General features: G+C 56.6%; 9 protein-coding genes. 3 read left to right on the plus strand and 6 right to left on the minus strand.

Features of this window, described 5'->3' with window-relative positions; genetic code table 11:
* Nucleotides 1-42 precede the first annotated feature (42 nt).
* The 3 genes from ISS99_RS11015 to ISS99_RS11025 form a co-directional block, all read right to left on the minus strand.
* A complete protein-coding gene (locus ISS99_RS11015; protein WP_204631681.1) occupies nucleotides 43-1,995 on the minus strand; it encodes a tetratricopeptide repeat protein in 1,953 nt (650 codons plus the stop codon).
* Between the two features lie 85 nt (nucleotides 1,996-2,080).
* Complete coding sequence (locus tag ISS99_RS11020) at nucleotides 2,081-2,524, minus strand: pilin (RefSeq protein ID WP_204631682.1); 444 nt, start codon at nucleotides 2,522-2,524, stop codon at nucleotides 2,081-2,083.
* 327 nt (nucleotides 2,525-2,851) lie between these two features.
* Complete coding sequence (locus ISS99_RS11025; protein ID WP_204631683.1) at nucleotides 2,852-3,289, minus strand: pilin; 438 nt, start codon at nucleotides 3,287-3,289, stop codon at nucleotides 2,852-2,854.
* A 184-nt stretch (nucleotides 3,290-3,473) separates the two neighbouring features.
* On the opposite strand from ISS99_RS11025, the gene ISS99_RS11030 reads away from it, so the two are divergent.
* Both ISS99_RS11030 and ISS99_RS11035 read left to right on the plus strand, forming a co-directional pair.
* Nucleotides 3,474-5,609, plus strand: coding sequence for a S9 family peptidase (locus ISS99_RS11030; protein ID WP_204631684.1), 2,136 nt, complete (start codon nucleotides 3,474-3,476; stop codon nucleotides 5,607-5,609).
* Between the two features lie 365 nt (nucleotides 5,610-5,974).
* Nucleotides 5,975-6,313, plus strand: a complete 339-nt coding sequence (locus tag ISS99_RS11035; protein WP_204631685.1) for a hypothetical protein — start codon at nucleotides 5,975-5,977, stop codon at nucleotides 6,311-6,313.
* A 234-nt stretch (nucleotides 6,314-6,547) separates the two neighbouring features.
* Here ISS99_RS11035 and ISS99_RS11040 read toward each other — a convergent pair whose 3' ends face one another.
* The 3 genes from ISS99_RS11040 to ISS99_RS11050 form a co-directional block, all read right to left on the minus strand.
* Nucleotides 6,548-7,624, minus strand: coding sequence for a WbqC family protein (locus tag ISS99_RS11040; protein WP_239537954.1), 1,077 nt, complete (start codon nucleotides 7,622-7,624; stop codon nucleotides 6,548-6,550).
* Nucleotides 7,624-9,471 carry a tetratricopeptide repeat protein gene (locus ISS99_RS11045; RefSeq protein WP_204631687.1) on the minus strand — a complete coding sequence of 616 codons (1,848 nt, stop codon included), beginning with the start codon at nucleotides 9,469-9,471 and terminating at the stop codon, nucleotides 7,624-7,626. The genes ISS99_RS11040 and ISS99_RS11045 overlap by 1 nt, the downstream gene beginning before the upstream one ends.
* A gap of 112 nt (nucleotides 9,472-9,583) precedes the next feature.
* Nucleotides 9,584-10,603: a magnesium and cobalt transport protein CorA gene (locus ISS99_RS11050; protein ID WP_239537906.1), complete on the minus strand. Its 1,020-nt coding sequence runs from the start codon at nucleotides 10,601-10,603 to the stop codon at nucleotides 9,584-9,586.
* Nucleotides 10,604-10,738: 135 nt separating this feature from the next.
* Here ISS99_RS11050 and ISS99_RS11055 point away from each other — a divergent pair, with 135 nt between their 5' ends.
* Nucleotides 10,739-12,730 carry an acyltransferase family protein gene (locus ISS99_RS11055; RefSeq protein WP_204631688.1) on the plus strand — a complete coding sequence of 664 codons (1,992 nt, stop codon included), beginning with the start codon at nucleotides 10,739-10,741 and terminating at the stop codon, nucleotides 12,728-12,730.
* Nucleotide 12,731 lies beyond the last annotated feature (1 nt).

The following is a 12,731-nucleotide window of genomic DNA, read 5'->3' on the forward strand; positions in this document are numbered from 1 at the left end:
TCGTAACGCTTAAGTGCGTGATACCGCTTGATATTGGCAGTATCAGGTCCCGGATGGCTCGTTTTGGCGCTTCGTCGCAAGTTCGGCCTGGGACCGCAAGTTCAGGAGGGTTGGTGTATCGACCAAAGGCGGATGGATGCTCAATGCTTCGTCGATGACTTCAACCGCTTCGCGGTCGAGATGATTTTGGATCAGATACCCCGCCAGCCCACTAGCGTAGTTGGGAACATCTTTTTGCAGGATCACGGCTTTTTTCCATTCGGCAGTCGCTAGGGGGCGGTCTGCGAGTGGGCCTTGTGCCAGTTCTGCGTATTCCAGGTGAAGGCTCACCCGGTTGGGGTTGCGGCTAAGTGCAATCTGGTAAGCCAGCGCGAGTTGTTTTGCATCGATGTTTATGCCGTGGACGAGTCTGGCTTGTAACAGGCCATGGAGCGCCAGATAGGCTTCGGGCCCAAGCGGGGAGAACTGAAGCTTGTGATCCAGGCTTGACCACCAAGGGGTGCTGTCCAGCCCGGAATGATTGGCAGCTTGGATAATAAGGGCGTTTTCCAGCAAGGGGGATGCGTTTGGCAGCTTCGCGCCGCGCTCCAACTCATCAATGGCTAGCGAATAAATCGGTGAATTGGGGTTGTCGTTAGACAGCTCTACGAAGCGCCTTGCGAGATCCAGGGCGGCCCGTGGTGAGCAGGGGTTGTCTTGCGCGAGCGTCATGGCGAGTTGCACGGGGTTTCCCCACGTCGCAGCCCGCAAGGTAGTCAAAAAGCCCAGGTTTAGCAGGAGTACGCATGCAATCGTGGCTGCGAGTCGTGGAGGCCTTTGGCGAGTGGCCAGCCAAAGCAGGTCGGTGGCGGCTATGACGATTCCCAGCAGCGCGGGGTAGTTGCGATGCTCGAACACAAGCTCAAGCGGTATCGGACTGCTGGTCAGTGCGTGCGCCACGAAAAACCAGCCTATGCCGAGCGCGATCAAGGGGCGGCGTGAGCGCACGGCTACGGCTAGCCCAGCCAGTCCGAGCAATAGCAGCCCACTCAACAATGTCGTGGACGGATCGAGCCATCCGGCGGAAGCGGCGTAGTTGTCATAGTAGAAATGCAACTGGCTGGGTAGCGGGAGTATGCACCAAGCCAAATACATCGACAGCACGCGAAGCTGCGTGAGTTCGCGTTGCCATGCGCTGTAATCGCGCTTGGCGTAGGCCTCGGCGGTTGCGTAATGAGGCAGCAGGTAGCCTACAAAAATAACCAGTGTAGCTACACAGCCCGCGGCATAGAGGATCTTCCAGGCTCTGCAGGTGCTGGGCCGCGATGCTCTGAATCGCAATACAGTGAGCTCTAGCAAAAAGGCGTAGCCTGGCGCGAGCACGGCGGTTTGCTTGAAACAATAGCCTGTCAGGATTGCTATGCCGCTTAACAGCAGCCATGGCCATGCAAGTTGTCCTGTTTGCTGTCGTTGCCGAGCCTGCCAGTAAGCGAGCAGTGCGAGCAGTGTGAAGGTGAAGCCCAACAGCTCCATCCGTTGCACGACATACATCACTGTAGAAACTTGTAGAGGGTGGATGGCCCAGGCCAGGGCGATTCCAGAGGCCCAGATGTCGGTATCCGGAGATTCGACGCGCATGAAGTCGGTCTGGGTTTTCAGCCACGCAGCCGCAAGCAAGCGGCGGACGAGCAACCAGACCAAGAGGGTGTTTAGTAAATGGATTGCCAGGTTGAGCGTCTTGAAACCCCAGGTACTGCCGCCGAGAGCGTAATTCAGCGCATAACTGAACATGGCCAGGGGGCGCTGCGTATTGGAGTTGGACCAATCCCATAGGCTCTGCCATGCCTGCCAGTGCCAGCCCGAGACGTGGACGGCAGGGTTCTCCGCGAAAATGGGGTAGTCGTCGAAGATGAAGCCGCCACTGAGTCCTGGCCAAAACACCAGTGCCGTTATTGCCAGCAAGGCAAACAGTTGCGAGATTAGGATAAAACGACTGCGGTAAGAGCGCTCTTGCATAACCGATCATTGCATTTGGGTGAAATGACAAAGGCCGCCATGTGGCGGCCTTTGCAGTCAAGCATTAGTTGCTCAATGCTTAAACTTACTGGCAGCTGGCCGGAGCATACTTGTCGATGGCTGCCGTTACCGAGCAGGACCATGCGCCGCTCGCCGAGCGGGTCCAAACCAACGAGGCGCTCGCAGCGGTAAGGGCGGTATTGGCATGGTCGCCGAAAGTGGAAGTGATCGTTGCCACCGGCGCGCTAGTCATGACAATGACCGGTTTGCCACCGGTACCGGCAGCACCCAGCAGGTCGGACGTGGTCGCCGTCGAAAGGCAAGGGCTCGTGCCGACAGCCGTAATGCCGTTATTGAGGCAATCTTCGACCACCACTTTCTGGTCGCCAGTTTCGCCCATCACGCGGGTGACCTGCGAGCGGATAACGTAATTCTGGTACTGCGGAATGGCGATAGCCGCCAGGATGGCGATGATCGCGACCACGATCATCAGTTCGATCAGGGTAAAGCCCTTCTGCACGCTCTTCATGATGGTTCCTCTGTTTAGGTCGAAATGACCGTTTTTAGTCGCCCCCTGCGCCCCGCCCGGGCATCGCTTGTTGCGGTGCCGGCCCCAACACGAGGTCAGGAACAATCAGGAAGCTCTCGCTAGCGGTAGCACTATGTATGCCATACCTCCTGCTCCTGGCTAGCCCCGTGACGGGAGGTGGAGGGATTGTGCATGGGGTCTCAGTACCCAACAAGCGCTTGATGGGACGCAAAGGGCGGAACTGTGGACTATGTCGAATAGCGCGGGGTGGAATGGACCCTCCTGGGCAGAGAGTGACGTGATTGGTCACTGCCTATTGGGTCAACGTCACTCCGTGCAGTCAGGGGGCAGGGCCGCACTGGGCAGGTTGGCCGCGATGCACTGCCAACTGCCGCTGGCGCTTCGCTGCCAGGTGATCGTGCTGGTGCCGTTGGTTATCAGGGTTGATGAGTTGATCAGCGTGCAGGTGATGCTGCCCTGACCATTGGTGAGCGGCGATGACGAAATGAGGCAGCGCGGTGTGGTTGGTTGAAGGTTGAGGTTATTGACATCCGTATAGGTGCCATTGGTCTGAACGCCGGAGTCGATCAGCAGTTCATAGGCAGTGCGCCCAGGGGTGATGTCCGCCAGACCGGCAGTAACTTGCGAGCGAGCCACATAGACCTCGTACTGCGGTATGGCAATAGCCGCCAAAATGGCAATGATCGCCACCACGATCATCAACTCGATCAAGGTAAATCCTGCGGTGGTGCGTCGGTCCGACATATCGTTTTCCCCTGTGTATCGGCCGTTTAGTCGCACGTTCTGTGCCAAGCTTTTCCGGGGAATGTGATAGGTTCCGCGGTTCCGCGAGTGTCGGTTTTCCGCCACCCGGGCCGCCCGAGCTTGCGTGAAGCCGTCGCCCCCCTTACCGTCGGCGCCTTACCGCACTACCTCTCAAGGAGTTCCCATGAAGCCCCTGTTTGCTGCGCTGATGCTGGCGTTGGCGCTCCCCGTTGCCGCGGCCCCCATGCCCAGCGGCGTGCCGGTCGAAAACCACGGTCCGCATGCCTTCAACGTGCACGACCTGGTGATGATGGAGCGCGTCAGCGACCCGCAACTGTCGCCGGATGGCCGCTATGCGGCTTTCAGCGTGCGCAGTACCGATTACGCGGCCAACAAGGGGGTCAATGCGCTCTATGTGCTGGACCTGGGCAAGTCCGGCGCTCAGCCGGTGAAGCTGGCGGTGAAGGGGGCTTCTTCGGCCCGCTGGTCGTCCGACGGGCATAGCCTTTATTACGTGGCGGCCGCCGGTGACATCGCGCAACTGTGGCGGTTGGATATCTTTGCCGGCAAGAGCGGCCTGGATCTGTCATCGGCCAAGCCGGTGCAGATAAGCCACGGCCCGCTGGATATCGAGGACTACAAACTCTCGCCCGACGGCAAGAGCGTGCTGCTCTCCTACGCCGTGTTTACCGACTGCGACGACCTGGCCTGTACCAAGGAGCGCCTGGACGGCCGCGCCAAGGACAAATCCACCGGCACGCTCTACACCAAGCTGTTCGTGCGCCACTGGGATAACTGGTCCGACGGCCGCCGCGACCAGCTCTATATCGCCCGCTTCGGCGCCGACGGCAGCCTGCCGGCCGAACCCACGCTGCTGAGCAAGGGCATCGACGGCGATATCCCCAGCAAGCCATTTGGCGACGAGAGCGAATTCTCCTACTCGCCGGATAGCAAGACGGTGTACTTCGACGTACGCATCGCTGGCAACAGCGAGCCGTGGTCGACCAATTTCGACGTATATAAAGTACCGGCCGATGGTTCGGCCGCGCCGCAAAACCTCACCGCTGCCAACAAGGCCTGGGACGCTTTCCCGGTGCCCTCGCCGGACGGCAAGACGTTGTACTACCTGGCGATGAAAACCCCGGCCTTCGAGGCCGACCGCTTCGGCATCATGGCCATGGACCTGTCCACCGGCAGCATTCGCGAGATCGACCCGTCCTGGGACCGCTCCCCCGGCAGCATGCAGGTCAGCGCTGACGGCAAAACCTTGTACGTCACGGCCGACGACGAAGGTCAGCACCCGCTGTTCGCCGTGGACGTGACCAGCGGCAAGGTCGACAAGCTGGTCTCCGATGGCTCGGTAAGCGCCTACAGCCTGGCAGGCGATCGCATCCTGCTGGCGCGCGATGACCTTAAGCGTCCGTCCGATCTCTACACGGTTTCCGCCGCGGGCAAAGACCTCAAGCAGGTAACGCATTTCAATGCCGAGCGCCTGAAGAACGCCAAGATGGGCGACGCCCAGTTCTTCACCTTCAAGGGCTGGAACAACGAAACCGTGCAGGGCTACGTGGTGAAGCCGGTGGACTACAAGGCCGGCCAGAAATACCCGGTCGCCTTCATCATCCATGGCGGTCCGCAAGGCGCGATGACCAACGATTGGAGCTACCGCTGGAATCCGCAGACCTACGCCGGCCAGGGCTTCGCTGTGGTCACCATCAACTTCCACGGTTCCACCGGTTACGGCCAGGCCTTCACCGACTCCATCTCGGGCGATTGGGGCGGCAAGCCGCTGGAAGACCTCAAGCTCGGCTGGCAAGCCGCACTGGATAAATACTCTTTCCTCGATAGCGATCGCGCCTGCGCCCTCGGTGCCAGCTATGGCGGCTACATGACGTACTGGATCGCCGGCGTGTGGAACAAACCGTGGAAGTGCCTGGTCGACCACGACGGCGTGTTCGACGCGCGCATGATGTACTACGCCACCGAAGAACTGTGGTTCGAAGAACACGAAAACGGCGGCACACCGTTCAATGCGCCGGAGAACTACGAGAAGTTCAACCCGGTCAATCACGTCAAGGATTGGCGCGTGCCGATGCTGGTGGTGCATTCCGGCCACGACTTCCGCATTCCCATCACCCAGGGCCTGGGCGCCTTCACCGCTTTGCAGCGTCAGGGCATTCCCAGCGAATTCCTCACCTTCCCGGATGAGAACCACTGGGTGCTCAAACCGCAGAACAGCGTGCTGTGGCACGAAACCGTCAACGCGTGGCTGAAAAAGTGGACCGCGCCCGACGCATCGTCCACCTCCACGACCAAGTAAGACGTAGACGCTGGAGAACAAGCCTTTCCCTCTCCCCTTCGGGGAGAGGGCAGGGTGAGGGGCCACTCTTGCGCGACTTTTCCGAAGGAAAAGCTTTTCCTTCCCGCTTTTCAGCGATCCCACATCAGCGCACGCCTCAGTACCGCAAGCAAACCCCGATTCCCCCAGCGCCCACACGTACAAAACCTGCCATCGATCCCCTACACGGGTCCCGCGCGCTCATTTGATAAATTGGCACCGTCATCAACGCGAACGCTAACCAAGCAACGTCGATGACCCATGCAGCAATGTGTGGAAGTCGCGGACCGTGAGAGTAACGAGCTCCCACGATCCGCTAACCAAAACCAACTCATAGGAAGTTGATCATGGCTACCCAAGATCATACGGCAGACGCACGCCCATCGGTTCGCAACGAACCCGTTTCAGAATCCTTCCCGTTCGCCAACTACCAGCCCTATCCACTGAGCCGCACGCAGCAAAAGCGGCTGAGCAACCGTGCGCGCATCGCTGGCGTCGCCCATGCCACCGGCACCATCGAAGCCTTGCTGGAATACAGCGAAGCCTACAAACGCGCACGCATCGGTCGCACCCGCGACCCGATCAGCCCCTGGCCTTTGATCCCGTCAGAAGCCAGCGGCCTGCACGCCGCGCTCTACTACCTGCGCCAGTACGCCGGCACGCTCCCGCCTGAGCCGGGTGGATAACCCGTTACTGCCGCATGATCGCTACCGCGGCACGCCGCGTGAGGAAGGGCGTGCCGCATCTAAGCGGCTAAAAGAGGAATCAAGGCAACGAGATGTTCCCCTATGCAGCTGACTACGCAGCGTGGAGCGAACGGATCACTGTGTGCGGCAAGTTCCGAGCTATGAAAGGAGGGGCTGCGAAGCACCGGTCTAATGTTTTAGATCGGAGAAAAGTCGCAGCTAAAGAAAAGTTCCTTAAACGATTGAATATCTGCTGCAAAAATCTTTGCATGCCTCTGCATGGTTGAACATCATTACGTCAATGATGGAGAGTCTGGGTAGAAAAGCATCGTCGAATTGGCGGTACTCGATATTCCCTGATTCAAGAAAAGACAAATTCATGCCTTTCTCGGTAAAGGCATCTTTGCTGTAAAGTTCCATGCCGCCGATGCTATTCACATAACGCTCGCCACCTGCTTTTTTTGCAATGGCGACAAGTCGCTCGGATTTTTCCATTCCCTGCGTCTCAGGGGAGAAGTCGGAAGACTTTGCGTGAGTGAATTGAAGGTCCAGGTAATTGCAGGCGCTCGCGATGGATGTGATGGCCATATCGGCAATCGAGGCATGAGGTTGTTCGATTACCTCTATGATGCTTGCCATGACTTCATTGAAGTATGGGGCCTTCTTGTAGGCATGAATGAGCTGTTTGATCAAAGTGTCCTTCCATCGATCATCGGCAAGAAGGTGCGTATCTTTGATCAGTCTGTTCTGGCTGGCATTTGCGATAGGTATGGTAAAGCTGAATTTTTCACCATTCAGTAGAATATTGTTCTTGTTGATAAAGCCGCGCTTTATATAGTTGACGTCATCGTAGAAAACGAAAAAGTCAGTGGCGTTTATCAGCTGAAAGTAGCCTATATATGGATAGACGTAAGGCTGCATGATGGCAATGCGGCGGTCCACTGTCATGCGTTCTCGTGAGATGTTCGTGCTCGTAGAGCGAAATCCGAGTTTTCGATAAAGGAGACGGGCCGGATTGTCTGCGTCGACCTCCAGTGAAATGGGTTTTGTTCTGGCACGTATCAGGCCCTCTAGCAAAAGAGTCGCATGGCCTTTGTTTTGAAACTTGGGGTTTGTCCAGACCATCGAAATGAATACTTCGGGGCCATTGTCATAGAAGAGTACGTATGAAATAAGGATGCCGTCACTCCACGTGCATACGGACTTTCCGTTGATCAATAATTTGTGGGCATATGCTTGCAAATCATCTATGTGAAAGTAGACGCCATTGAGTGGCGAGAGCGTGGATACGATGTCCTCTTCGGTCAGCATCACCGGGCTCTCTCCTGTTGCTTTTCACCAGATTCAACCCCGGCGCTGCGGGCCAATCCGTTGGATATATTGTCGTTCAGCAACGCTAACGCTGCCGAGCGTTGCCGAGCAGGTAGCATGGCGATGCCAATCATACCCATCTCGCGGGCAGGCCCGGACTGGCCGTCCAGTGCCAGGGCATTAGCAAGGGACAGTTGCGCGGGTGCGTCGAAAGGATACGTCTTGACGGCTTCGGCGAATGTACGGACGGCCTCATCGTAACGACCTTGCAGCAAATAAGTGCGTCCGGTTGCCATAAGATACAGTTGCAGGGCAGGTGAGTTGGATACGTCGGGGCCGATGCGATTGAGTTTGTCCAGTGCCATGCTCGCCGTAACCGGATCATCGTTATCAAACGCCGCATGTCTTGCTATTAGCAGCAGGCAATAGCGGCAGGGGACGCGGTCTTCGATGATCGTGATGCTAAGTTTGCGGAAGCCGGTTTCGTCCTTGTTTCGCAGATATGCGTCGAGCAGATTTTGCCTGGACTGGGAGTCGTGGGGATACATGCTGAGTGCCCAGCGCCACAGGTTGGTATCGTTTGTCCACATGGGTAGCGTCAGCCGAATGTCGATCGCCGCAAAGATAAGCCAGAATGTGGCAGCGATCACGCAAGGCAATACGAGCCATCGCTTGGGGCTCTGTGTGGGCAGATTGCGAGGCCATATCAGCGGAAACATACCGCAGGCCGTGGCGAGAGCCGTCATAACATATCTTTCGTGGTAGAGGCTTATGTCGAAATCAGCCCCAAAAATATGCAAAACGGGAAGTAATGACGCTGTTACGGCGAGTGCGATGTAACCAGCATTTGCTTGGCGCGTGATGCTGAAATATAGCCCGGACGCTACGATACTGATCGCCAGTGCATCGATCATCAAAGCCGATGTCGATATGCTTTGAAAGATGTGTCTGTCGAGGGGGTGAATTGGACCTATTCCCGGCATGGGCCAGACCATAAGGCGCCAATAGTGTACGTAGATGGCGCAAACTTCTTGAATTCGTGCGATAGGATGGCCGCTCAATGGATTCGGTGGCGTGATGGGTGATTGCCCTGCATGGGCGATAAAGCCTCCCAATCCCCAGTGGCGAAATAGCAAGTACGCTGCACCTGCGCCAAGCAGTCCCGCATAAGACTGCCAATTTTCACTTAGAAGTTGACGCAAGGCTTTTACAGGTTGTCTTTGAGTAGGATCGAGGCGGAACGCCCAATCGAAAATGGCAATCAATATTGGGAAAGATATTGCTGATTCTTTGGAGCACGCGGCAAGAAAGAAGAATGCTGATACGCTTGCGGCCCGGCTTGCTTTGTGCTGAATGCCCAGGTTGGCAAGCAAGCCGAGCAGAATGAGCATGGTGGTGATCAGTTCGAACTGACAGCCGATCCAGGCTACTGGCTCAATCAGGGCGGGATGAAGGCCATAAACAGCCATGCACGTAATGGTCGTGAAGCTGCGATATCGCGATTCCTTCGTGCGTGTGCCGGCACAGTGCCAGGCAAGCAGGCCTACCAGAATCGTGTTCAGTAGATGCAAGGTTAACGAGACCACGTGCATCGGCCCCGGCATACCGTCGAAGATGCGTAGCTGGAGCGTAAAAAAAGCGAGCACAAGCGGTCTGAAATAGAATGACCAGCCGTTGAAGCCGTTGAAGATGTAGTGCTTCCAGAGGTTGCCCTGAGTCAGCCACGGCTCATCGTGAAAGCTTGGCCAATCGTCCCACACGAAATCTGCGTGGATAACGGGCCAATAGAGCGCCGCAATCGCTATCAGTACAATGGCGAACGCCAATACGGTTACTTCTTTGCGCATGCGCTCCCCTGGATAATAACTTGCTTGTTCTGCGCAAAAGGATACCAGTAGCGACTGTGCGAGAGCGGTGGAGCGCGAGCGCGATGAATGACTCAGATTTAGATAGGGGTTCTCACAGCCAGCGTGCTCGTTTGAGTGCGACGTAGATCACGCCGACCACGCTGGCCACCACCATGATGATGGTGGGATAAGCCCACGGCTTTGCCAACTCCGGCATGTGGGTGAAGTTCATGCCGTACCAACTGGTGATGAGAGTGGGGGCGGCGAGCATTGCGGCCCAGCCGGCGAGTTTTTTCATCACCTCGTTCTGGCCGAAGGTGACCAGGGAGAGGTTGACGTTGATGGCGGCGGTGAGCATTTCGCGCATGGCGCCGATGGATTCGTTGACGCGGAAGACGTGGTCGTAGACGTCGCGGAAGTAGACGCGCAATTCGTCTGGGATCAGTTCCGGGTGCAGGCGTACCAGTTGGCTGATGACGTCCTGCATGGGCGAAACGGCCAGGCGCAGGGTCATCAGGTCGCGCTGCATGTCGTACAGGCGGCGCACGGTGTTGCGGTTGAAGGTGTCGGCGAAGATGTCGTTTTCCAGCGTTTGCAGTTCTTCGCGGAATTCGCGCACGATGGGGAGGAGGTTGTCGACGATATAGTCGAGTACCCCGTACAGGCCGTAGCTGGGGCCGTGAGCAAGGAGGTCAGGTGTCTTCTCGCAGGCGTGTCGTGCGGGTGTGTAGGATAGCGACGCGCCATGCCTGACTGTAATCAAATAGCGAGCGCCGAAAAAAATGTGGGTCTCGCCGAAGGCGATGTGTCCTTCGATTAATTGAGCGGTTTGTACGACGATAAAGAGTGCGTCACCGTACGCTTCAATTTTTGTGCGTTGGTGTGCCTGCTGGGCGTCTTCGATCGCAAGATCGTGAAGGCCAAACTCGTCTTGCAATTTCAGCAGCAAGCGCTGATCGGGTTCGTGCAGGCCGACCCAGACAAACGTCTCGGGCTTCCTCAGGGTCTCGTCGATGTCCTCGATTTGAATGTCGTCGAGACGGCTGCCGTCTTTCCTATAGGCAACGCAATTGACGATCATGCCTTCCGGGAAAGGAATGGGAGTGACTGATGAGCGTTCCGCTGTCGACATGTCAGAATAATGCCGCCTCGCAGGGGCGGGGCGCAAATGGATGATCGTTGCGACTCGTGTACGAGCCTTTCCAGATGGTATGGGATTGGAACGTCGTTATGATGGCTGGCGTTGGCCAAGGCAGGGGGCGGGTGGATGGAGCGGAAAAAGGAATATCGGCTAGGTTATCGCGGCGACATCGAAGGGCTCCGCGCCATCGCAGTGCTGTTTGTGGTTGGCGTACACGCTGGGGTGCCCTGGTTGCAGGGTGGGTTCGTCGGGGTCGATATTTTCTTCGTGCTTTCAGGGTTTCTTATTACGGGGCTGCTGGCGAAGGAAATTACTTGGACAGGACGGCTTCAGTTCGCCGACTTCTATCTTCGTCGCCTTCGAAGGCTGTTGCCGGCTTTGGCTCTGATGTTGCTTGCCACCTGCCTGGCCGCATCGTTGCTGCTGGCTCCATCGCAGCAACTATCCCAATCGCTGACGGGTGTTGCGGCCGCTGAGTGGATCAGTAATTTCTATTTTGCTTTTCAGAAGCTCGACTACTTTGCGGCGGGCACGGAAACCAATATCTATCTCCACACTTGGTCTCTGGGTGTGGAGGAGCAGTTTTATCTGATCTGGCCGGTGCTGGTTTATTGGTTGCTGCGCAGAAAGGAGAGGAAAGTCAGCTTCGGTCGTCTGCGTTTGGGGATGATGGCGTTTGCAGGACTCAGTCTGGTCGCCTGCGTGGTGGCGACATACAGGGCTCCTCAGTGGGCATTTTATTTGATGCCCTTGCGTGCCTGGCAATTCGCAGCCGGAGCGCTGATATGGCTCGAATTTCAGGAAGAAGGGGGCAAGCTGCACGACTGGGGTGGCATAGGGCGACACAAGCTTTTGCTCGGTGCAGTAGGCTTGATGCTATTGCTGGCGTGTGGCATTTCGTTGAGTGCGAATGTGCCTTACCCCGGTTTGCTGGGACTGATTCCTACGCTGGGTGCCGCATTCGTCATCGGTTCGGGAAGTGCGGGGGCTGATACGTTCATACAGCGGTTTCTATCATTGACGCCATTGCAGGCCATCGGGCGAGTTTCGTATGCCTGGTATCTCTGGCATTGGCCGGTGCTTTTGCTTGGGTATGCATTGACGGGAGTGGATACTCCGGTATATCGAAGTGCATATGTGGCGGTATCGCTCGTGCTTGCTTTCGTCTCGTACAGATTTGTCGAGTCACCTATACGTCATCAGCGCTGGTGGCTATCTCACAAACGTATAGCGACATGTGTGGCATTCGCAGTCATGGCGGGGTCCATTTGGGTTTTGGGACGTTGGACTGTGGGAGCGGGAGGCGAGCTGAGTAACCCGGCTTACCAGCGCTTTGATATATCACGAAGGGATCAGCCTCTGATTTACGCTATGGGTTGTGATGATTCGTATCTTAGTGATCGGGTGAAGCCTTGCGATTTTGGTGATGCGAAGGCTAAGCACACCGCAGTGTTGCTAGGGGATAGCATTGCTGGGCAATGGTTTCCGGCCGTAGCAAAGGTCTTTGACCGACCCGATTGGCGGCTGGTGGTCCTGACCAAGTCGGCTTGCCCAATGATCGATAAATCGATCTTTTATCCCCGCATCGGGCGCATGTATACAGAATGTGATACGTGGCGCAGGACTGTCTTGGCGGATTTGGCGCAGATGCGGCCGGATATCGTTCTGATTAGCTCGCAGGTTACCTCGACGTCCGAACCCAAGGAATGGGCGGATGAGTCTGCAAGAGTATTGAAGCTTGTCAGTGCTGCGGCAAAGCGTGTTTATCTTTTGCGTGCGACGCCACATCTGACGTTCGATGGCCCGGATTGTTTGGCTGAACATGCTTTCAGGCCTCAATGGTTGCGGGGGCATGAAATGTGTAGTTCTTCCTTAAAGGAGGGCAACTCGGATGTCGTCTATGCATCCATTGAACGGACATTAGGGAGCTTCAACAATGTGGAGGGCATCGATGTCAGCGCCAATATTTGTCCAGGTGAGGTTTGCAGCGCCGAGCGGAATGGGATGATAATTTTTCGAGATTCGCAGCACTTGACTGCGACGTTTGCTGCCACACTCGCGCCGGCTTTAATGAATCGAATCAAATTCGATAATAATCAGTCTGGTGCGAACAAATAGC

Source organism: Dyella mobilis (assembly GCF_016904945.1).
Lineage (GTDB): Bacteria > Pseudomonadota > Gammaproteobacteria > Xanthomonadales > Rhodanobacteraceae > Dyella_B > Dyella_B mobilis.

Bases quoted from the DNA above. Each gene is read 5' to 3' on its own strand.
- ISS99_RS11035 (WP_204631685.1), top strand. From the start codon at position 5,975: ATGGCTACCCAAGATCATACGGCAGACGCACGCCCATCGGTTCGCAAC.
- ISS99_RS11050 (WP_239537906.1), bottom strand. From the start codon at position 10,603: ATGTCGACAGCGGAACGCTCATCAGTCACTCCCATTCCTTTCCCGGAA.
- ISS99_RS11025 (WP_204631683.1), bottom strand. From the start codon at position 3,289: ATGTCGGACCGACGCACCACCGCAGGATTTACCTTGATCGAGTTGATG.
- ISS99_RS11015 (WP_204631681.1), bottom strand. From the start codon at position 1,995: ATGCAAGAGCGCTCTTACCGCAGTCGTTTTATCCTAATCTCGCAACTG.
- ISS99_RS11045 (WP_204631687.1), bottom strand. From the start codon at position 9,471: ATGCGCAAAGAAGTAACCGTATTGGCGTTCGCCATTGTACTGATAGCG.
- ISS99_RS11055 (WP_204631688.1), top strand. From the start codon at position 10,739: ATGGAGCGGAAAAAGGAATATCGGCTAGGTTATCGCGGCGACATCGAA.
- ISS99_RS11040 (WP_239537954.1), bottom strand. From the start codon at position 7,624: ATGCTGACCGAAGAGGACATCGTATCCACGCTCTCGCCACTCAATGGC.
- ISS99_RS11020 (WP_204631682.1), bottom strand. From the start codon at position 2,524: ATGAAGAGCGTGCAGAAGGGCTTTACCCTGATCGAACTGATGATCGTG.
- ISS99_RS11030 (WP_204631684.1), top strand. From the start codon at position 3,474: ATGAAGCCCCTGTTTGCTGCGCTGATGCTGGCGTTGGCGCTCCCCGTT.